The following is a 21,042-nucleotide window of genomic DNA, read 5'->3' as shown; positions in this document are numbered from 1 at the left end:
CGCGGGGCGCCCTAGGGCGACCGCGGTCCCCGGTTCGTGCCGACTTCTACGGGGGCAATTCCCCACAACACTTCGTGGCCGCCCCGGCGCACACCCGGCGCGGGGCGGTTGGACAGGGAGAAACGAGAAGGTGGCAGCACCGAAGAAGGGCCGAAGGGCGCCGGCGGGGGGTCAGGGCAGGCCCGGGCGCACCCTGGCGCTGATCCTGATCGCCATGGTCGCCATGGTCGGCGGGATGTTCTGGTACGGACACACCACGCCGCGTCTGGGCATCGACCTCGCGGGCGGCACGACGATCACGCTCAAGGCCAAGGCGGAGCCCGGCAAGGAGAGCGCGGTCAACGAGACCAACATGAAGACCGCCGCCGGGATCATCGAGCGCCGCGTCAATGGTCTGGGTGTCTCCGAGTCCGAGGTTCAGACCCAGGGCAAAGAGAACATCATCGTCAACATCCCCAAGGGGACGAACTCCCAACAGGCCCGTGACCAGGTGGGCACCACCGCCCAGCTGTACTTCCGCCAGGTCCTCGCCGTGGCGGCCGGCGGCCCCGTGACGCCGCAGCCCTCGGGCAGCCCCTCCCCGAGCGCCTCGCCCTCCGGCAAGGGCAAGACCGACGGCGAGAAGGACAAGGCGACAGCCCCGTCCGGTGCGCCGAGCGCCAACCCGACCACGCAGGGCCGTGCCGTCACCGACGCGCTGAAGGCCCCGACGCCCACCCCGAGCGCCTCCGCCTCGGGCAAGCCGGAGGCCGGCAAGAGCCCGAGCCCGACTCCGACGCCGAGCGCCGATCCGGCCATGGCGGCGCTGGAGAAGAAGTTCACCGAGCTCGACTGCAACGACAAGAAGGCTCGCGCCAACGTCGCCAAGGGCACCAAGCCCACGGACACCATCGTCGCCTGCGGTGAGGACGAGGGCGTCTGGTCGAAGTACATTCTCGGCCCGGCCGAGGTCGACGGCCGGGACGTCGACGACGCCAAGGGCGTGCTCGACCCGCAGCGTGGCATGTGGATCGTCACGATGGACTTCACCGACGAGGGTTCGACGAAGTTCCAGAAGATCACCAGCAAGCTGTCGCAGCAGCAGCCGCCGATGAACCAGTTCGCCATCGTCCTCGACAACGTCGTAGTCTCGGCTCCCCAGGTCAATCAGACGCTCAGCGGCAGCGCCGAGATCTCCGGCAGCTTCACCCAGCAGTCGGCCCAGGACCTGGGCAACATCCTCAGCTACGGTGCGCTCCCGCTGAGCTTCCAGGTGGAGAACGTCAGCACCGTCACCGCGGCGCTCGGCGGCGACCAGCTCAAGGCGGGCCTCCTCGCGGGCGGCATCGGCCTCGCGCTGGTCATCATCTACCTGGTGGTCTATTACCGCGGCCTCTCCCTGATCGCTATCCTCAGCCTCCTGGTCTCGGCGATCCTGACGTACACGATCATGGCGCTCCTCGGCCCGGCCATCGGCTTCGCGCTGAACCTGCCGGCGGTCTGTGGTGCGATCGTCGCGATCGGTATCACCGCCGACTCGTTCATCGTGTACTTCGAACGCATCCGTGACGAGATCCGCGAGGGCCGTACGCTCCGTCCGGCCGTCGAGCGGGCCTGGCCGCGTGCCCGGCGCACCATCCTGGTCTCCGACTTCGTGTCGTTCCTCGCCGCCGCGGTGCTGTTCATCGTCACCGTCGGCAAGGTGCAGGGCTTCGCGTTCACGCTCGGCCTGACCACGCTGCTCGACGTCGTCGTCGTGTTCTTCTTCACCAAGCCGATCATGACGATCCTGGCCCGCAACAAGTTCTTCGCCAGCGGTCACCCCTGGTCCGGACTGGACCCGAAGCGGCTCGGCGCCAAGCCCCCGCTGCGCCGCTCGCGCCGCGTCTCCGCCCCCACCGACCCGAAGGAGGCGTGAGATGTCGCGTCTCGGCAGCATCGGCGCCAGGCTCTACCGAGGCGAGGTCGGCTACGACTTCGTCGGCAAGCGGATGATCTGGTACGGCATCTCGATCCTGATCACCATCACGGCCATCGTCGGCCTGATGGTGCAGGGCCTCAACATGGGCATCGAGTTCAAGGGCGGTGCTGTTTTCACCACCCCGAAGAACACGGCCGTCTCCGTCACCCAGGCCCAGGAGGACGTGCAGGAGGCCTCCGGTCATGTCCCGATCGTCCAGAAGCTCGGTGAAGGGGAGCTGCGCATCCAGGTGAGCGGCCTGGACACCGCCCAGGCCGAGAAGGTGCGCCAGCAGCTCTCCACGGAATGGAACATCCCCGCCAAGGACATCGCCGGCGAGCTCGTCGGCCCCAGCTGGGGTGAGCAGATCGCCAACAAGGCCTGGACCGGCCTCGGCGTCTTCATGATCCTCGTGGTGATCTACCTGGCGATCGCCTTCGAATGGCGCATGGCGCTCGCCGCCCTGATCGCCCTGATCCACGACCTCACGATCACTGTCGGCATCTACGCGCTGGTCGGCTTCGAGGTCACCCCGGGCACCGTGATCGGTCTGCTGACGATCCTCGGTTACTCCCTCTATGACACCGTCGTCGTCTTCGACGGTCTCAAGGAGGGCGCGAAGGACATCACCAAGCAGACCCGCTACACCTACAGCGAGATCGCCAACCGCAGCCTCAACGGCACCCTGGTGCGCTCCATCAACACAACGGTCGTGGCGCTGCTCCCGGTCGCCGGTCTGCTCTTCATCGGCGGCGGCTTCCTGGGCGCGGGCATGCTCAACGACATCTCGCTGTCGCTGTTCGTCGGCCTCGCCGCCGGTGCGTACTCCTCGATCTTCATCGCCACGCCGCTCGTCGCGGACCTCAAGGAACGCGACCCGCAGATGAAGGCGCTGAAGAAGCGCGTCCTGGCCAAGCGCGCCGCCGCGGCCGCCAAGGGCAAGACGGAGGGCTCCGAGGGCGACTCGGACGAGCCTCACGACGAGGTCCCCGAGGACGCCGCGACCGCCGGTGCGGTCGTCGGCCAGCGCCGCCAGGAGTCCCGCGGCGGGCGTGGGAAGCGCCGATGACGGCCACCACCCGCGAGCTGCTGCTCAGCCGCATCCGTGATGTGCCGGACTACCCGAAGCCCGGAGTGATCTTCAAGGACATCACCCCGCTGCTCGCGGACCCGGCGGCCTTCACGGCGCTGACCGACACCCTCGCCGAGCTGTGCGTCACGCACGGCGCGACGAAGATCGTCGGCCTGGAGGCACGCGGCTTCATCCTGGCCGCGCCGGTCGCCGTCCGGGCCGGGATCGGCTTCATCCCCGTACGCAAGGCGGGCAAGCTGCCCGGCGCGACCCTGTCGCAGGCGTACGAGCTGGAGTACGGCACCGCCGAGATCGAGATCCACGCCGAGGACCTCAAGCCGGACGACCGGGTCATGGTCATCGACGACGTCCTCGCCACCGGTGGCACCGCCGAGGCGTCCCTGGCGCTCGTCCGCCGGGCCGGCGCGCAGGTCGCGGGCGTCGCGATCCTCATGGAGCTCGGCTTCCTCGGCGGCCGCGCCCGCCTGGAGCCGGCCCTGCGCGGAGCCCCGCTGGAGGCTCTGATCACGGTCTGACCGGACGCGTACGCGTACGGAACGGGCACCCGGGAACATCGGGTGCCCGTTTCGCGTTCCCATGCTCCGCAGTCCCGGGGAGAGCCTGTCGGCCAGGCTCGATACCATGGCCTTTCCGGGCCTGACCGGGGGACCCGGATCCTCATGAGGAGCGCTCTTGCCAGACGAGGCCCAGCCCGCCGCCGCGCAGCCCGACCAGCAGGCCGAAAAGGCTGTGGCGGTCCCAGTCGCGCCCGAGAAGAAGCCCGCGCCGCTGGAGAGTGCGACCCGCTCGGCCCCCGCTCCCATGTCCACGCCCAAGCCCGCGCCCACCCCGGCGCTGCGCACCGGCGGCGGCTCCTCGAACCGCGTGCGCGCCCGCCTCGCCCGCCTCGGGGTGCAGCGCTCCAGCCCGTACAACCCGGTCCTGGAGCCTCTGCTGCGGATCGTCCGCGGCAACGACCCGAAGATCGAGACCGCGACGCTCCGCCAGATCGAGCGGGCCTATCAGGTCGCCGAGCGCTGGCACCGCGGCCAGAAGCGCAAGAGCGGCGACCCGTACATCACGCATCCGCTCGCCGTCACCACCATCCTCGCCGAGCTCGGCATGGACCCGGCGACCCTGATGGCCGGCCTGCTGCACGACACCGTCGAGGACACCGAGTACGGCCTGGACACGCTGCGCCGTGACTTCGGCGACCAGGTCGCCCTGCTCGTCGACGGCGTCACCAAGCTCGACAAGGTCAAGTTCGGCGAGGCCGCGCAGGCCGAGACCGTACGCAAGATGGTCGTCGCCATGGCCAAGGACCCACGCGTCCTGGTCATCAAGCTCGCCGACCGCCTGCACAACATGCGCACGATGCGCTACCTGAAGCGGGAGAAGCAGGAGAAGAAGGCCCGCGAGACCCTGGAGATCTATGCCCCGCTGGCCCACCGGCTGGGTATGAACACCATCAAGTGGGAGCTGGAGGACCTCGCCTTCGCGATCCTCTACCCCAAGATGTACGACGAGATCGTGCGGCTCGTCGCAGAGCGCGCGCCCAAGCGCGACGAGTACCTCGCCATAGTGACCGACGAGGTCCAGTCCGACCTGCGCGCCGCCCGTATCAAGGCCACCGTCACCGGCCGCCCCAAGCACTACTACAGCGTCTACCAGAAGATGATCGTCCGCGGCCGTGACTTCGCGGAGATCTACGACCTGGTCGGCATCCGCGTCCTCGTCGACACCGTCCGTGACTGCTACGCGGCGCTCGGGACCGTCCACGCCCGCTGGAACCCGGTTCCGGGGCGGTTCAAGGACTACATCGCGATGCCGAAGTTCAACATGTACCAGTCGCTGCACACGACGGTCATCGGACCCAACGGCAAGCCCGTCGAACTCCAGATCCGTACGTTCGACATGCACCGCCGCGCCGAGTACGGCATCGCCGCGCACTGGAAGTACAAGCAGGATCCCTCCGCCGGCGCCTCCAAGGTCCGTACCGACGTCCCCAAGGCCGGGGGCAAGGACAAGGACGCCATCAACGACATGGCGTGGCTGCGCCAGCTCCTCGACTGGCAGAAGGAGACCGAGGACCCGGGCGAGTTCCTGGAGTCCCTGCGCTTCGACCTGTCCCGCAACGAGGTCTTCGTCTTCACGCCGAAGGGCGACGTCATAGCGCTCCCGGCCGGAGCGACCCCGGTCGACTTCGCGTACGCCGTCCACACCGAGGTCGGCCACCGCACGATAGGGGCACGCGTCAACGGACGTCTCGTGCCGCTCGAATCGACCCTGGACAACGGCGACCTGGTGGAGGTCTTCACCTCCAAGGCGACCGGAGCGGGCCCTTCCCGCGACTGGCTCGGCTTCGTCAAGTCGCCGCGGGCGAGGAACAAGATCCGCGCATGGTTCTCCAAGGAACGCCGCGACGAGGCGATCGAGCAGGGCAAGGACGCGATCGCGCGGGCGATGCGCAAGCAGAACCTGCCCATCCAGCGCATCCTCACCGGCGACTCGCTGGTGACCCTGGCGCACGAGATGCGCTACAGCGACATCTCCTCGCTGTACGCGGCGATCGGCGAGGGCCATGTCACCGCCCAGAGCATCGTGCAGAAGCTCGTCCAGGCCCTCGGCGGCGAGGAGGCCGCCACCGAGGACATCGCCGAGACGGCGCCGCCGTCCCGAGGGCGCGGCCGCAAGCGCCGCGCGGCCGCCGACCCGGGCGTCGTCGTCAAGGGCGTCGAGGACGTCTGGGTGAAGCTCGCCCGCTGCTGTACGCCCGTCCCCGGCGACCCCATCATCGGCTTCGTCACCCGCGGCAGCGGCGTCTCCGTGCACCGCGCGGACTGCGTCAACGTGGACTCGCTTTCCCAGCAGCCCGAGCGGATCCTCGACGTCGAATGGGCACCCACCCAGTCCTCGGTCTTCCTGGTCGCCATCCAGGTCGAGGCCCTGGACCGCTCCCGGCTGCTCTCGGACGTCACCCGCGTCCTGTCCGACCAGCACGTCAACATCCTGTCGGCCGCCGTCCAGACCTCCCGCGACCGGGTCGCCACCTCCCGCTTCACCTTCGAGATGGGCGACCCCAAGCACCTGGGCCATGTCCTGAAGGCGGTGCGGGGTGTGGAGGGCGTGTACGACGTGTACCGGGTGACGTCGGCGCGCAGGCCGTAGGCGCTGGGCCATGGGGGGTGACCTGCGCGAGGGGCAGCTGATCGCCGGCCGGTACCGGACGGTCGGCGTCCTGGGGCGCGGCGGTATGGGCGTCGTGTACGAGGCGGAGGACACGCGGCTCGCCCGCCGCGTCGCCGTGAAGCTCCTCACCGCCGTGGAGGGCCTCGCCGAGGGCCATGAGGCACTGGAGCGCTTCTTACGGGAGGTACGTGCGCTCGCCCGCATCGTCCATCCCGGTGTCGTCACGCTGCACGACGCCGGGGTCCACGACAACGCGCCCTACCTCGTCATGCAGGTGCTCGACGGCATGAGCCTGGCCCAGCTCGTCGCGCAGACCGGGCCCCTGCCCGCCGATGTGGTCAGCTGGGTCGCACTCGGCGCGGCGCGGGCGCTCGACGCCGCACACCGGGGCGGCGTGCTGCACCGCGACGTCAAGCCCAGCAACATCTCCCTCACCTCGGACGGGCGCGTCGTCATCCAGGACTTCGGCCTGGCCAGGCTCGCGGGCGAGGCGGCCATCACCCGCACCGGAGTGCGCGTGGGCACGCCGCAGTTCATGGCCCCGGAAACCATCCAGGGCGCCCTCCCGGGAGAAGCCGCCGACCTCTACGGCCTCGGCGCCTGCATGTATCTGATGATGCGTGGCCAACTGCCGTTCGGCGACACGGCCGACGTGGGAGCGATCGTGGAGCGGGCGCTCGGCGAGGGCATTCCCCGGCTCGGCGAGCTCCCCCTGCTGCCGTACGACGAGAGCCTGGCCCGGCTGGTCGACCAGCTGTGCCGGCAGGACCCCGCCGACCGCCCCCCGGCCACGGCGTCCTTCGACGGGCTCCTCGAGGAACTGTCCGCGGGCGGGCAGGAAGCCCTGGTCGAGCTGATGGCCACCCGCTTCCGCGAGGACGCCGTACGCCAGACGTACGCCCGGCCCACCGGCACCCCCGCCGCAGAGGCCGACGCGGATGAGTCCGCCGGACCGGCCGGGGAGGCCCCGGAGTACGACTGGGAAGCCCTCGGGACCGTACCCGCCCCCAGGGACTCCGCCGCGGGGCTCAGCCCGGCAACGCTCAGTGACGTCACCCGCCGCCTCGTGCTGAGCAGCATGACCCCGCGGAACGCCCTGTCCCGGCAGCGCGAGGCGGTCAACCTCGTCATGCGCGGCCAACTCCGCGAAGCCGCGCAGATGTTCGCGGCCATCGTGCCGGTCTGCGTCTCGTCCCTCGGCCCGGACCATCCGACCACGCTGACCAGCCAGTACTGGCAAGCCGTTTGTCTGGCCCGGCTCGGTGCCGGGGCCGAGGCCGTGGAGCTGTTCTCCCGGCTGAACCGACAAGTCGACCGACGTAAGGGGCGCAAGGCGTGACAGACATCCTCGTAGGCGTGGACGACTCCGGCCGGGGAGACGGCGCGGAGGAGGAGTTACGTTCCCTGCTGCGCTGGGTGAACGAGGACGAGTCGCTCGTCCATGACGTACGCGGCCGAATCGCTCCCGGACCCCCACCCGCGCCGGGGACCATGGGCACCGGCTTCGAGGTGCTCCAGTTCGCCCTCGCGACCGGACTGTCCACCGCCGCGCTCGTCGTCTCCGTACTGCAGTGGCAGATCGCCCGACGGGGCACACCGGACGTCATCCTGCGGCGGGGCGAGGTGGAGGTGCGGCTGACGAGGCGGGCCGCGCGCGACGCCGCGACGGTGAGCCGCGTCGCCGCACTGCTCGACGGCCACACGGCCGTCATCCCGGGTGCCGCCACCCCGGCCGTGCCCGTACCCGCGACACCGGAGAGCGCGGACGATGGTGGCACTGCCTGATCCCTCCGCGTCCAGAGCCGTCCTGATCGGGACCGCGTCGTACCGCCATCTGCCGCCGCTCCCGGCCGTCGAGGCCAATGTGGTGGATCTGGCGGCAGAGCTCTGCGACGGCACGGTGTGGGGGCTGCCCGTCCAGCACTGCACGGTCCTCACCGATCCGCAGTACCCGGCCGAGATGCTCGACGCGGTGCATCAGGCAGGGGAGGAAGCCACCGACACCCTGGTCGTGTACTACGCCGGGCACGGGATGCGGGACGCCGACTCCGCCGATCTGTACCTCGCTCTCGGCGACTCGCGCGACAACGTGGGCTACACCGCGGTCGCCTACCAGCATCTGCGCTCCGCGCTCCGGGCATCCCGCGCCCGTCGCAAGATCGTCGTCCTCGACTGCTGCTTCAGCGGCCGGGCGGCCCGTACGCTCGCCGGCGCGGACGATGTGCTGGCCGCCCAGGCCGCCGTCGACGGCGCGTACGTACTGACCGCGTCGCCCGGCGACCGGCTGGCCCTCGCCCCCGACGGCGAGCGGTACACCGCGTTCACGGGGGAGCTGCTGAACGTCCTGAGGTACGGCGTGCAGGACGGCCCCGAGCTGATCGACCTCGAAACGCTCTACGGCGTCCTCGACAAGCGGCTGCGCGCGAAGAACCGGCCGCTGCCGCAGCGCTCGCAGGAGAACGGGGTCGGGCTGCTGCCCTTCGCCCGGAACAAGGCGCGCGCGGGGCGGAGAGCGCCCGCCGGACCCGTACTCGCCGCCGATGTACGGGCCTCCATGGTCGCGACCGGGCTGAACGTGGCCCGCATGCTGCGCGCCGAGGGCAATGTCCGCGACGCCCTGCCCGTCCTCCGGCTCGCCCTCCAGGAACAAGGGCCCGAGGGGCAGGGCGGGCTGGTGGCCGTCCAGCTCGAACTCTCCGAGATGCTCGCCGAGACCGACCAGGTCCGGGAGGCCATCGAGGTGCTGGAACTCGCGTTCCAGCACGTGCACAAGGTGTACCGGCCCGAGGCGGTGCTCGTCTGCAGACGGCTGGCCGATCTGCTGCAGGAGTCAGGCAACCACATCCAGGCGTGCGAGGTCCTCAAACACGCCCTCGACCTCGCGGAGAGCCGCACCTCGCACTGACGACGCGGAGAGCCGCACCTCGCAGGAAGCGGACGCGGACCCGGACGCGCCACGGCCCGGCAGCAGGACGCTGCCGGGCCGTGACGCGTGTGGTCGTGCCTGTCAGCCGCCGAACTCCTCCAGGCCCTTCAGGGCCTGGTCCAGCAGCGCCTGCCGGCCCTCCAGCTCCTTGGCGAGCTTGTCGGCCTTGGCGTTGTTGCCCGCCGCGCGCGCCGCGTCGATCTGGCTACGCAGCTTGTCCACCGCGGCCTGCAGCTGACCGGTCAGACCGGCGGCACGCGCCCGCGCCTCCGGGTTCGTACGGCGCCACTCGGCCTCCTCGGACTCCTGGATCGCCCGCTCCACCGCGTGCATCCGGCCCTCGACCTTCGGGCGCGCGTCGCGCGGGACATGGCCGATGGCCTCCCAGCGCTCGTTGATGGAACGGAAGGCGGAACGGGCTGCCTTCAGATCCGTCACAGGCACGAGCTTCTCGGCCTCGGCCGCGAGCTCCTCCTTCAGCTTCAGGTTCTCCGACTGCTCGGCGTCACGCTCGGCGAAGACCCCGCTGCGGGCGGCGAAGAAGATGTCCTGGGCGCCACGGAAACGGTTCCACAGGTCGTCCTCGTGCTCGCGCTGGGCGCGGCCCGCGGCCTTCCACTCCGCCATCAGCTCGCGGTAGCGCGCGGCCGTGACACCCCAGTCCGTCGAGCCGGACAGCGACTCCGCCTCCGTGACCAGGCGCTCCTTCGTCTGCCGCGCCACCTCGCGCTGCGCGTCGAGCGAGGCGAAGTGCGCCTTGCGGCGCTTGGAGAACGCCGAGCGCGCGTGCGAGAAGCGGTGCCACAGCTCGTCGTCGGACTTCCGGTCGAGCCTGGGCAGCCCCTTCCAGGTGTCCACGAGAGCCCGCAGCCGCTCACCGGCCGCCCGCCATTGCTCGCTCTGGGCCAGCTCCTCGGCCTCCTTGACCAGCGCCTCCTTGGCCTGCCTGGCCTCGTCGGTCTGCTTGGCCTTCTGCGCCTTGCGCTCCTCGCGGCGCGCCTCGACCGTCGCGACGAGCGCGTCGAGGCGCCCCCGCAGCGCTTCGAGGTCACCGACGACGTGGTGCTCGTCGACCTGGTGACGGATGTGATCGATGGCGGCGGTCGCGTCCTTCGCCGACAGATCGGTGGTCTTCACCCGCTTCTCGAGGAGGCCGATCTCGACAACCAAGCCCTCGTACTTGCGCTCGAAGTAGGCCAGGGCCTCCTCGGGAGTACCGGCCTGCCACGATCCGACGACCTGCTCGCCCTCGGAAGTCCGCACGTACACGGTGCCCGTCTCGTCGACGCGGCCCCACGGGTCGCTGCTCACAGCGCCTCCTCCACATGATGCCTGCGCGGGGGTTGCGCCCCCTGGGCATCGTCCACAGTTTCTGGGGGCGGGCTGCGCCCGCCCTGCACAACGCCAATCTAGGCGACCGGCGACCCGGCTGTCCGCACTCGGCGCCGCCGAATTCGCCGGGTCACTCCTCGCTGACCGCAGCCTTCTCGATGGTGACGGCCTTCTTGGGGGCACCGTCCGACGCCCCGCCGTCGACGCCCGCGGCCGCCACGTCCTTGACGGCCTTCAGGCCGGCCGCGTCCATGGTGCCGAACGGCGTGTAGGTGGGAGTGAGTTTGCTGTCCTTGTAGACGAGGAAGAACTGGCTGCCACCGCTGCCCGGCTGGCCCGTGTTCGCCATCGCCACCGTTCCCGCGGGGTAGGTCACCATGCCGTCCTTGCCCGCCTTGCCGAGCGCCGTCAGGTTCTCGTCCGGGATCGTGTATCCGGGCCCACCGGTGCCGTCGCCCTTGGGGTCACCGCACTGAAGCACGTAAATGCCGTCCGTGGTGAGCCGGTGACACTTCGTGTTGTCGAAGTAGCCCTTGTCCGCGAGGCGCTTGAACGAGTTCACCGTCTCCGGCGTCTTCGCGGCGTCCATCGTCACCACGATGTCGCCCTGGTTGGTCTTGAGCGACATCTTGTACGTGCCCGTGGTGTCGACGGCCTTCGTGTCCGCGCTGTCGGAATCACCGTCCACCAGCCCCACCGAGGCGTACACCGCGCCACCGGCCGCCAGCACCACCGCCAGCGACGCCGCGATGACCGTGTTGCGCCGCTTGGCCTTCTTACGGGCCTCCTCCCGGCGCCGCTGCTGCCGCTCGAACTTCTCTCTGGCGAGCTGGCGCCGCCGCTGATCGCTGCTGACCACCGGTGTCTTCTCCTTGTAGGTCGAGTGCGGCACGTCGAGTGCGTCGCCGCGAGCCGTCCGGCCGAGTGTGCCCGTACCGTATATGGGTTGGCTGTGAAATGAGCAGCGCCGGTAGGCTCTGACCTGTCGCATTTCCAGCCAGCGACTTCCCCGCCGGACGACATACTGAGGACGATCGTGCTTATTGCCGGGTTCCCCGCCGGGGCCTGGGGGACCAATTGCTATCTGGTCGCCCCTGCCGCTGGTGAGGAGTGCGTGATCATCGACCCGGGCCACCAGGCCGCCCAGGGAGTCGAGGAGACGCTCAAGAAGCATCGGCTCAAGCCCGTCGCCGTCATGCTCACCCATGGCCACATCGACCATGTCGCCTCGGTCGTCCCGGTGTGCGGAGCCCATGACGTACCGGCGTGGATCCACCCCGCCGACCGGTACATGATGAGCGACCCGGCGAAGGGCATCGGCCTCTCCGTCGGGACTCCGCTTCTGGGCGAGCTGACCGTCGGCGAGCCGGACGACGTGCGCGAGCTGACCGACGGCGCGGTGCTGAACCTGGCCGGGATGGAGCTGACCGTCGCGCACGCGCCGGGCCATACGAAGGGGTCGGTGACCTTCCGGATGCCCGAGGCGGCGGACATTCCGCCCGTCTTCTTCTCGGGCGATCTGCTCTTCGCCGGCTCCATCGGACGCACCGACCTGCCCGGCGGTGACATGGCCGAGATGCTCGACTCGCTGGCCCGCGTGTGCCTGCCGCTCGACGACTCGACCGTGGTGCTGTCCGGCCACGGCCCCCAGACGACCATCGGCCGCGAGCGCGCCACCAATCCCTACCTCCGGGACGTGGCCGACGGCCTCGGGAGCGCAGCCGCTCCCCGACGAGGAATGTGACGAGAGACTTTCCGTGAGTACTTTCCAGGCCCCCAAGGGCACGTACGACCTGATCCCGCCGGACTCCGCGAAGTACCTGGCGGTGCGTGACGCGATCTCCGCGCCGCTCAAGAACTCCGGCTACGGCTACGTCGAGACCCCCGGCTTCGAGAACGTCGAGCTGTTCGCGCGCGGTGTCGGCGAGTCCACCGACATCGTGACCAAGGAGATGTACGCCTTCGAGACCAAGGGCGGCGACAGGCTCGCCCTGCGCCCCGAAGGCACCGCTTCCGTGCTGCGCGCCGCTCTGGAGGCCAACCTCCACAAGGCCGGAAACCTGCCGGTCAAGCTCTGGTACTCGGGCTCGTACTACCGCTACGAGCGTCCGCAGAAGGGCCGGTACAGGCACTTCTCGCAGGTCGGCGCCGAGGCGATCGGAGCCGAGGACCCGGCGCTGGACGCCGAGCTGATCATCCTGGCCGACCAGGCGTACCGCTCGCTGGGCCTGCGCGACTTCCGCATCCTGCTGAACTCGCTCGGCGACAAGGAGTGCCGTCCCGTCTACCGCGACGCGCTCCAGACCTTCCTGCGCGGGCTCGACCTGGACGAGGACACCCGCCGCCGCGTCGACATCAACCCGCTGCGGGTCCTCGACGACAAGCGCGACGCGGTCCAGAAGCAGCTCGTGGGCGCGCCGCTGCTGCGCGACTACCTGTGCGACGCGTGCAAGGCGTACCACGAGGAGGTGCGGGAGCTGCTCGGCGCGGCGGGTGTGGCCTACGAGGACGACGAGAAGCTCGTGCGCGGCCTGGACTACTACACGCGCACCACCTTCGAGTTCGTCCACGACGGACTCGGCTCGCAGTCCGCGGTGGGCGGCGGCGGCCGCTACGACGGCCTGTCCGAGATGATCGGCGGCCCGGCGCTGCCGTCCGTCGGCTGGGCGCTCGGCGTCGACCGTACGGTCCTGGCGCTGGAGGCGGAGGGCATCACGCTCGAACTCCCCGCCACCACCAGCGTGTTCGCGGTCCCGCTGGGCGAGGAGGCCCGCCGCGTCCTCTTCGGCGTGGTCACCGAGCTCCGCAAGGCCGGTGTCGCCGCGGACTTCTCGTACGGCTCCAAGGGCCTCAAGGGCGCGATGAAGAACGCCAACCGCAGCGGCGCGCGGTACACGCTGGTCGCGGGTGAGCGCGACCTCGCCGAGGGCGTCGTCCAGCTCAAGGACATGGAGTCCGGAGAGCAGTCCGCGGTCGCGGTGGACGCGGTGATCGCGGAGATCCGGGCGAAGCTCGGCTGAGCCCGCAGCGCGTCGTCGTGCCGTAGCACAGGGAAAGGCCTGGGCCGGGTTCACCCTGCCCGGGCCTTCCTTTATGTCCATCGAACGGTGGACAAGGCCCCTCGTGCGGCAGAATGACCATGCCCCCAGCAGCCACCGAGTGATGGAACGGCGATATGACGACTGCAGCAGTTGACGGCGTGTCCTCCGGCCAGGAATCGGAGGGCTCGCGTGGCGGCGCGGTCGGAGGCGGCCGCGCGTTCGCGTGGCTGCTCGTGATCACCGGTGCGGCCGGACTGCTGGCCGCCTGGATCATCACGATCGACAAGTTCAAGATCCTCGAGGCCAAGGTCGCGGGAAAGACCTTCACCCCCGGCTGCAGCCTCAACCCGATCGTCTCCTGCGGCAGCGTCATGGAGAGCGACCAGGCATCCGCCTTCGGCTTCCCCAACCCGATGCTCGGGCTCGTCACCTACGGCATGGTGATCTGCGTCGGCATGAGCCTGCTCGCCGGCGCCCGGTTCCGCCGCTGGTACTGGCTCACGTTCAACGCCGGCACGCTGTTCGGCGTCGTGTTCTGCGCCTGGCTCATGTACCAGTCGCTGTACAACATCAACGCGCTGTGCCTGTGGTGCTGCCTGGCCTGGGTCGCCACGATCCTCATGTTCTGGTACGTGACCTCGCACAACGTCCGCAAGGGCCTGCTGCCGGCCCCGGAGTGGGCGAAGAACTTCCTGGCCGAGTTCACCTGGGTGCTGCCTGTGCTGCACATCGGGATCATCGGGATGCTGATCCTGACCCGCTGGTGGGACTTCTGGATCAGCTGACGTGCGGACCCGCCGGCGTACGGACCCGGCCGCGGTGCGGACCGACTGACGTGCGGACCCGGCCGCGGTGCCGACCGGACCGTCGTACGGACCGGGCCACCGGCCCGTACGGCATTGTCAGTGGCCTCACATAGGCTTCTCGACGTGGAGCCCGATCTCTTTACCGCCGCTGCCGAGGAACGCCAGGAGAAGGACCCGTCCGCGAGTCCGCTGGCCGTCCGGATGCGCCCGCGCGTCCTCGACGAGGTCGTCGGCCAGCAGCACCTGCTGAAGCCGGGGTCCCCGCTGCGCCGACTCGTCGGCGAGGGAAGCGGTGGGCCCGCCGGTGCCTCCTCGGTGATCCTGTGGGGCCCGCCCGGCACCGGAAAGACCACCCTCGCGTACGTCGTCTCCAAGGCGACCAACAAGCGGTTCGTCGAGCTCTCCGCGATCACCGCGGGCGTCAAGGAGGTCCGGGCGGTCATCGACGGCGCCCGCCGAGCGGCCGGCGGCTTCGGAAAGGAGACCGTTCTCTTCCTCGACGAGATCCACCGCTTCAGCAAGGCCCAGCAGGACTCCCTCCTCCCGGCCGTCGAGAACCGCTGGGTGACGCTCATCGCCGCCACCACCGAGAATCCGTACTTCTCGGTGATCTCCCCGCTGCTCTCCCGGTCGCTGCTGCTCACGCTGGAGCCGCTCACCGACGACGACCTGCGCGGGCTGATGGCACGGGCGCTCACCGAGGAGCGCGGTCTCGGCGGGGCACTCACCCTGCCCGACGACGCCGAGGCGCACCTGCTGCGTATCGCCGGGGGCGACGCGCGGCGGGCGCTCACGGCGCTCGAAGCGGCGGCGGGGGCGGCCCTCTCCAAGGGCGAGAAGGAGGTCTTCCTCAGCACGGTGGAGGAGACGGTCGACCGGGCCGCGGTGAAGTACGACCGCGACGGCGACCAGCACTACGACGTGGCGAGCGCGCTCATCAAGTCCATCCGGGGCTCCGACGTGGACGCGGCACTGCACTATCTGGCCCGGATGATCGAGGCGGGGGAGGACCCGCGCTTCATCGCCCGGCGCCTGATGATCTCGGCGAGCGAGGACATCGGCCTGGCCGACCCGACCGCCCTGCCGACCGCCGTGGCCGCCGCCCAGGCCGTCGCCATGATCGGGTTCCCCGAGGCCGCACTGACGCTCAGCCACGCCACCATCGCGCTCGCCCTGGCCCCGAAGTCGAACGCGGTGACGACAGCGATAGGCGCCGCCCTGGCCGACGTCCGGGGCGGACTGGCCGGCCCGGTCCCGCCCCATCTGCGCGACGGCCACTACAAGGGCGCGGCCAAGCTCGGCCACGCCCAGGGCTACGTCTACCCGCACGACGTCCCGGGCGCCATCGCCCCGCAGCAGTACGCCCCGGACGAGATCCACGGCAAGCGCTACTACGAGCCGACGCGCTACGGCGCGGAGGCGCGCTACGCGGACGTCGTGGAGAAGGTCCGGGAGCGGCTGCGCGGCGGCGAAGGCACCGCCGAAGGCCGCTGACCGCAGGCCCCCGGGGCTCCCCGGTGCCCGGTCCGCGGCGCCCCGCGTGACCTGTAGACTGACCCGCAGCGCTGCGTCCCGTGTCCGGTTTCGACCGGCACCACCAGAACGGGACATCCAGCCGGAGCCTCCGCGCCCTCGGGCCGGAGACCTCCAGGAGCGTCGCGCACCGTCGAAGGTGTCGCGGGCAGCCCACCACCCCTCCCAAGGCGGTCGGTGGGCCACTCGCGTGCTGCACGTATGTGCCCAGACCAGGGGAGCGGCTGCCCAACGAGTCTGCCGGTCACGGCAGGGCCCGAAGGGTTTCCCCGGCTGCGGATGCGACCTCCTTTAACCCTGGTGAAGCCGATTTCACAGAGATAAGAGAGGTTTGGTTCATGGCGAACCAGTCCCGTCCCAAGGTCAAGAAGTCCCGTGCCCTTGGCATCGCGCTGACCCCGAAGGCCGTCAAGTACTTCGAGGCCCGCCCCTACCCGCCGGGTGAGCACGGCCGTGGCCGCAAGCAGAACTCGGACTACAAGGTCCGTCTGCTCGAGAAGCAGCGCCTTCGTGCCCAGTACGACGTCTCCGAGCGTCAGCTGGTCCGCGCCTACGAGCGCGCCAGCAAGGTCCAGGGCAAGACCGGTGAGGCCCTGATCATCGAGCTCGAGCGCCGTCTCGACGCCCTGGTGCTCCGCTCCGGCATCGCCCGCACCATCTACCAGGCCCGTCAGATGGTCGTGCACGGCCACATCCAGGTCAACGGTGGCAAGGTCGACAAGCCGTCCTTCCGCGTCCGCCCCGACGACGTCGTGACGGTCCGCGAGCGCTCCCGCGAGAAGCCCCTGTTCCAGGTCTCGCGTGAGGGTGGCTTCGCCGCCGACGGTGAGACCCCGCGCTACCTGCAGGTCAACCTCAAGGCGCTCGCCTTCCGCCTCGACCGGGAGCCGAACCGCAAGGAGATCCCCGTGATCTGCGACGAGCAGCTCGTCGTCGAGTACTACGCCCGCTGATCCAGGCGTAGCTCTCCCAGCGTTGCCAGCCCGCCGCCTCCCCGCCGTCACCGGTGGGGGAGCGGCGGGCTCTCGCGTTCCCGGTGCGCCCCCGCGCACCGGCGATCCGGTACAGAGCGATACCTCCGGCGCGATAGGGTCGGAGGACGACTTTCGAAGTGCCCATCGACGAGCAGAGAGCGGTGCAGCGTGACCGGTGGAGAGGTTGCCGGGATCCTGGTGGCCGTCTTCTGGGCGATCCTGGTCTCCTTCCTCGCCGTGGTGCTGGTGAGGCTGGCCCAGACGCTCAGGGCGACCACCAGACTCGTGGCCGAAGTGACCGAACAGGCCGTTCCGCTGCTGGCCGACGCCTCCGCCACCGTACGTTCCGCGCAGACCCAGCTCGACCGGGTCGACGCCATCGCCTCCGACGTCCAGGAGGTCACCTCCAACGCGTCGGCGCTCTCCACGACCGTCGCCTCGACCTTCGGCGGCCCGCTCGTCAAGGTCGCGGCGTTCGGCTACGGCGTACGCCGTGCCCTGAGCCGGGAGAACCGCGACAGCCGGGAGAAGACGGCCGCGCCGCAGAGCCGGCGCACGGTCGTCATCGGCCGCACCCTGCCGTCCCCACGGCGCCGCAAGCAGAAGGACTGAGCCCCGAATGTTCCGCCGTACGTTCTGGTTCACCGCGGGTGCCGCGGCCGGTGTGTGGGCCACCACCAAGGTCAACCGCAAGCTCAAGCAGCTGACCCCCGAAAGTCTGGCCGCGCAGGCCGCCAACAAAGCGATCGAAACCGGCCACCGGCTCAAGGACTTCGCCCTCGACGTCCGGGCCGGCATGGTCCAGCGCGAGGCCGAACTCGGCGAGGCCCTCGGCATCGAGGCGCCCGTCGACCACGGGCCGCTCGCCCAGCGACGTCTCACGGCCCTCGAAAGCCGCTCCGAAAGCCGCCTCGAGAGTCACTCCGAGAGCCGCTCGAAGAACGGCTCGGAAAGCGGCTTCGGGAGCCGCCGCGAAAACCAGAAGCACGACAGGAAGCACTACGGGATGCTGTATGAGAAGCACCCGTTCAACCGGAATGAGGACCACTGATGGAGTCGGCTGAAATCCGCCGCCGCTGGCTGAGCTTCTTCGAGGAGCGCGGGCACACCGTCGTGCCTTCGGCGTCGCTCATCGCGGACGACCCGACTCTGTTGCTGGTCAACGCGGGCATGGTCCCCTTCAAGCCGTACTTCCTCGGCGAGGTCAAGCCGCCCGCCCCGCGCGCCACCAGCGTGCAGAAGTGCGTGCGTACGCCGGACATCGAAGAGGTCGGCAAGACCACCCGCCACGGCACGTTCTTCCAGATGTGCGGCAACTTCTCCTTCGGTGACTACTTCAAGGAAGGCGCCATCAAGCTCGCCTGGGAGCTGCTCACCAGCCCCGTGGCGGACGGCGGCTACGGCCTGGAGCCGGAGAAGCTCTGGATCACCGTCTACCTCGACGACGACGAGGCCGAGCGCATCTGGCGCGAGGTCGTCGGCGTCCCCGCCGAGCGCATCCAGCGCCTCGGCAAGAAGGACAACTTCTGGTCGATGGGCGTCCCCGGCCCCTGCGGCCCGTGCTCGGAGATCAACTACGACCGCGGCCCCGAGTTCGGCGTCGAAGGCGGTCCCGCCGTCAACGACGAGCGCTACGTGGAGATCTGGAACCTGGTCTTCATGCAGTACGAGCGCGGCGAGGGCTCGGGCAAGGAGGACTTCGAGATCCTCGGCGACCTCCCGAGCAAGAACATCGACACCGGCCTCGGTCTCGAGCGCCTCGCGATGATCCTGCAGGGCGTGCAGAACATGTACGAGACCGACACCCTGCGCGTCGTCATGGACAAGGCCACCGAGCTCACCGGCGTCCGCTACGGCACCGAGCACGCCTCGGACGTCTCGATGCGCGTGGTCGCCGACCACATCCGCACGTCCGTGATGCTCATCGGCGACGGCGTCACCCCCGGAAACGAGGGCCGCGGCTACGTCCTGCGCCGGATCATGCGCCGCGCCATCCGCAACATGCGCCTGCTCGGCGCCACCGAGCCGGTCGTCGCCGCGCTCGTCGACGTGGTCATCAAGACCATGGGCCAGCAGTACCCGGAGCTGGAGACCGACCGCAAGCGCATCGAGACGGTCGCGCTCGCCGAGGAGGCCGCTTTCCTCAAGGCCCTCAAGGGCGGCACTAACATCCTCGACACCGCCGTCACCGAGACCAAGGCCGTCGGCGGCACGGTCCTCTCCGGCGACAAGGCCTTCCTGCTCCACGACACCTGGGGCTTCCCGATCGACCTCACCCTGGAGATGGCCGCCGAGCAGGGGCTCTCCGTGGACGAGGACGGCTTCCGCCGCCTGATGAAGGAGCAGCGGGAGCGCGCCAAGGCCGACGCCAAGGCCAAGAAGACCGGCCACGCCAACCTGTCCGCGTACCGCGAGGTCGCCGACACCTCCGGCTCGACCGAGTTCATCGGCTACACCCACACCGAGAACGAGTCGACCATCGTCGGGCTGCTCGTCGACGGCGTTCCCTCGCCCGCCGCCACCGAGGGCGACGAGGTCGAGGTCGTCCTCGACCGCACCCCGTTCTACGCCGAGGGCGGCGGCCAGCTCGCCGACCAGGGCCGCATCAAGCTCGACACCGGCGCCGTCATCGAGATCCGCGACGTCCAGCAGCCGGTCCCCGGTGTCTCCGTGCACAAGGGCACGGTCCAGGTCGGCGAGGTGACCGTGGGCGCCTCCGCCTACGCCGCCATCGACGTCAAGCGCCGCCACGCCATCGCCCGCGCCCACAGCGCCACGCACCTCACCCACCAGGCGCTGCGCGACGCGCTGGGCCCGACGGCCGCCCAGGCCGGCTCGGAGAACTCGCCGGGCCGCTTCCGCTTCGACTTCGGCTCGCCCACCGCCGTCCCCGGCACGGTCCTCACCGACGTCGAGCAGAAGATCAACGAGGTCCTGGCCCGGGAGCTCGACGTCCGGGCCGAGGTCATGGGCATCGACGAGGCCAAGAAGCAGGGAGCCATCGCCGAGTTCGGCGAGAAGTACGGCGAGCGCGTGCGCGTCGTCACCATCGGCGACTTCTCCAAGGAGCTCTGCGGCGGTACGCACGTGCACAACACCTCCCAGCTGGGTCTGGTGAAGCTGCTCGGCGAGTCGTCGATCGGCAGCGGCGTGCGCCGTGTCGAGGCCCTCGTCGGCGTCGACGCGTACAACTTCCTCGCCAAGGAGCACACGGTCGTCGCCCAGCTCCAGGAGCTGGTCAAGGGCCGCTCCGAGGAGCTGCCGGAGAAGATCGCCGCCATGCTCGGCAAGCTGAAGGACGCCGAGAAGGAGATCGAGAAGTTCCGCGCGGAGAAGGTCCTCCAGGCCGCCGCCGGGCTCGTCGACAGCGCCAAGGACGTCCGGGGCACCGCCCTGGTCACCGGGCAGGTCCCGGATGGCACCTCCGCCGACGACCTGCGCAAGCTGGTGCTCGACGTGCGCGGTCGGCTGCAAAAATTGTCGGGGGCGGGCGACCGGCCGGCCGTCGTGGCCCTGTTCACCACGGCGGGCGGCCGCCCGCTGACCGTCATCGCCACCAACGAGGCCGCCCGCGAGCGCGGCCTGAAGGCCGGCGAGCTGGTCCGTACCGCCGCCAAGACCCTCGGCGGCGGCGGTGGCGGCAAGCCGGACGTCGCCCAGGGCGGCGGCCAGAACCCGGCGGCCATCGGCGAGGCCATCGACGCCGTCGAGCGCCTCGTCGCGGAAACCGCGTGATGCGACGCGGCCGCCGTCTCGCGATCGACGTCGGGGACGCCAGGATCGGGGTCGCCTCGTGCGACCCCGACGGGGTCCTCGCCACCCCGGTAGAGACCGTGCCGGGACGCGACATCCCGGCCGCCCACCGGCGGCTGCGGCAGCTCGTGGAGGAGTACGAACCGATCGAGGTCGTCGTCGGCCTGCCCCGCTCCCTCAGCGGCGGCGAGGGCCCGGCGGCGGCCAAGGTCCGCACCTTCGCCAAGGAGTTCGCCCGCGGGATCGCCCCGGTCCCGGTGCGGCTCGTGGACGAGAGGATGACCACAGTCACGGCCACTCAGGGGCTGCGTGCGTCGGGCGTGAAGTCCAAGAAAGGCCGGTCTGTCATCGATCAGGCAGCCGCTGTGGTCATCCTTCAGAACGCTCTTGAGTCCGAACGGGTATCAGGTAATCCGCCCGGGGAGAGCGTCGAAGTGGTCATCTGATCGCGATACGGTAACGTTCCGCGCGACGCGG

18 protein-coding genes are annotated in these 21,042 nt (G+C 70.1%); 16 read left to right on the top strand and 2 right to left on the bottom strand.

From position 1 onward, the window contains the following. Positions 1 to 130: 130 nt before the first annotated feature. The 7 genes from secD to ABT342_RS08805 all read left to right on the top strand — a co-directional run bounded on the left by secD (position 131) and on the right by ABT342_RS08805 (position 9,105). Positions 131 to 1,897, top strand: a complete 1,767-nt coding sequence (gene secD / locus ABT342_RS08835) for a protein translocase subunit SecD (protein WP_351569129.1) — start codon at positions 131 to 133, stop codon at positions 1,895 to 1,897. 1 nt (position 1,898) lies between these two features. Next, positions 1,899 to 3,008 carry a protein translocase subunit SecF gene (gene secF, locus ABT342_RS08830; protein ID WP_351569126.1) on the top strand — a complete coding sequence of 370 codons (1,110 nt, stop codon included), beginning with the start codon at positions 1,899 to 1,901 and terminating at the stop codon, positions 3,006 to 3,008. Beyond that, on the top strand, positions 3,005 to 3,547 hold the full coding sequence (locus tag ABT342_RS08825; RefSeq protein WP_351569124.1) for an adenine phosphoribosyltransferase: 543 nt from the start codon (positions 3,005 to 3,007) through the stop codon (positions 3,545 to 3,547). The genes secF and ABT342_RS08825 overlap by 4 nt, the downstream gene beginning before the upstream one ends. A 157-nt stretch (positions 3,548 to 3,704) precedes the next feature. Continuing rightward, the gene (locus tag ABT342_RS08820; RefSeq protein WP_351569121.1) at positions 3,705 to 6,179 is read left to right on the top strand and encodes a RelA/SpoT family protein; all 2,475 of its coding nucleotides are present in this window, start codon (positions 3,705 to 3,707) and stop codon (positions 6,177 to 6,179) included. A gap of 10 nt (positions 6,180 to 6,189) precedes the next feature. Further along, positions 6,190 to 7,539 (top strand): serine/threonine-protein kinase, encoded by a 1,350-nt coding sequence (locus ABT342_RS08815; RefSeq protein ID WP_351569118.1) that lies wholly within the window; start codon positions 6,190 to 6,192, stop codon positions 7,537 to 7,539. Beyond that, positions 7,536 to 7,985 carry an effector-associated constant component EACC1 gene (locus ABT342_RS08810; protein WP_351569115.1) on the top strand — a complete coding sequence of 150 codons (450 nt, stop codon included), beginning with the start codon at positions 7,536 to 7,538 and terminating at the stop codon, positions 7,983 to 7,985. The genes ABT342_RS08815 and ABT342_RS08810 overlap by 4 nt, the downstream gene beginning before the upstream one ends. After that, positions 7,969 to 9,105 carry a caspase, EACC1-associated type gene (locus ABT342_RS08805; protein ID WP_351569113.1) on the top strand — a complete coding sequence of 379 codons (1,137 nt, stop codon included), beginning with the start codon at positions 7,969 to 7,971 and terminating at the stop codon, positions 9,103 to 9,105. Before ABT342_RS08810 ends, ABT342_RS08805 begins: the two co-directional genes overlap by 17 nt. Positions 9,106 to 9,207: 102 nt before the next feature. Here ABT342_RS08805 and ABT342_RS08800 read toward each other — a convergent pair whose 3' ends face one another. Both ABT342_RS08800 and ABT342_RS08795 read right to left on the bottom strand, forming a co-directional pair. After that, positions 9,208 to 10,437 carry a DUF349 domain-containing protein gene (locus tag ABT342_RS08800; RefSeq protein ID WP_351569110.1) on the bottom strand — a complete coding sequence of 410 codons (1,230 nt, stop codon included), beginning with the start codon at positions 10,435 to 10,437 and terminating at the stop codon, positions 9,208 to 9,210. Positions 10,438 to 10,588: 151 nt separating this feature from the next. Further along, positions 10,589 to 11,317 (bottom strand): peptidylprolyl isomerase, encoded by a 729-nt coding sequence (locus ABT342_RS08795; protein ID WP_351569631.1) that lies wholly within the window; start codon positions 11,315 to 11,317, stop codon positions 10,589 to 10,591. 177 nt (positions 11,318 to 11,494) lie between these two features. On the opposite strand from ABT342_RS08795, the gene ABT342_RS08790 reads away from it, so the two are divergent. The 9 genes from ABT342_RS08790 (at position 11,495) to ruvX (ending at position 21,011) form a co-directional block, all read left to right on the top strand. Then, positions 11,495 to 12,202, top strand: coding sequence for an MBL fold metallo-hydrolase (locus ABT342_RS08790; protein WP_351569108.1), 708 nt, complete (start codon positions 11,495 to 11,497; stop codon positions 12,200 to 12,202). A gap of 13 nt (positions 12,203 to 12,215) precedes the next feature. Next, a complete protein-coding gene (gene hisS / locus ABT342_RS08785) occupies positions 12,216 to 13,478 on the top strand; it encodes a histidine--tRNA ligase (RefSeq protein ID WP_351569105.1) in 1,263 nt (420 codons plus the stop codon). 155 nt (positions 13,479 to 13,633) lie between these two features. Next, positions 13,634 to 14,284 (top strand): vitamin K epoxide reductase family protein, encoded by a 651-nt coding sequence (locus tag ABT342_RS08780; protein ID WP_351569102.1) that lies wholly within the window; start codon positions 13,634 to 13,636, stop codon positions 14,282 to 14,284. Between the two features lie 144 nt (positions 14,285 to 14,428). Beyond that, positions 14,429 to 15,799 carry a replication-associated recombination protein A gene (locus ABT342_RS08775; RefSeq protein WP_351569100.1) on the top strand — a complete coding sequence of 457 codons (1,371 nt, stop codon included), beginning with the start codon at positions 14,429 to 14,431 and terminating at the stop codon, positions 15,797 to 15,799. Between the two features lie 377 nt (positions 15,800 to 16,176). Beyond that, positions 16,177 to 16,791 (top strand): 30S ribosomal protein S4, encoded by a 615-nt coding sequence (rpsD, locus tag ABT342_RS08770; RefSeq protein ID WP_351569096.1) that lies wholly within the window; start codon positions 16,177 to 16,179, stop codon positions 16,789 to 16,791. Between the two features lie 189 nt (positions 16,792 to 16,980). After that, positions 16,981 to 17,424, top strand: a complete 444-nt coding sequence (locus ABT342_RS08765; protein ID WP_351569093.1) for a DUF948 domain-containing protein — start codon at positions 16,981 to 16,983, stop codon at positions 17,422 to 17,424. Positions 17,425 to 17,431: 7 nt separating this feature from the next. Continuing rightward, positions 17,432 to 17,863 (top strand): DUF6167 family protein, encoded by a 432-nt coding sequence (locus ABT342_RS08760; protein WP_351569090.1) that lies wholly within the window; start codon positions 17,432 to 17,434, stop codon positions 17,861 to 17,863. Then, positions 17,863 to 20,547, top strand: coding sequence for an alanine--tRNA ligase (alaS, locus tag ABT342_RS08755; protein ID WP_351569087.1), 2,685 nt, complete (start codon positions 17,863 to 17,865; stop codon positions 20,545 to 20,547). The genes ABT342_RS08760 and alaS overlap by 1 nt, the downstream gene beginning before the upstream one ends. Further along, positions 20,547 to 21,011 carry a Holliday junction resolvase RuvX gene (ruvX, locus tag ABT342_RS08750; RefSeq protein ID WP_351569084.1) on the top strand — a complete coding sequence of 155 codons (465 nt, stop codon included), beginning with the start codon at positions 20,547 to 20,549 and terminating at the stop codon, positions 21,009 to 21,011. The genes alaS and ruvX overlap by 1 nt, the downstream gene beginning before the upstream one ends. The last annotated feature ends 31 nt before the right edge of the window (positions 21,012 to 21,042 follow it).

This window comes from Streptomyces sp. NPDC000410 (genome assembly GCF_040300305.1).
Classification (GTDB): Bacteria; Actinomycetota; Actinomycetes; order Streptomycetales; family Streptomycetaceae; genus Streptomyces.
This window is presented reverse-complemented; position numbering and strand designations above follow the sequence as displayed.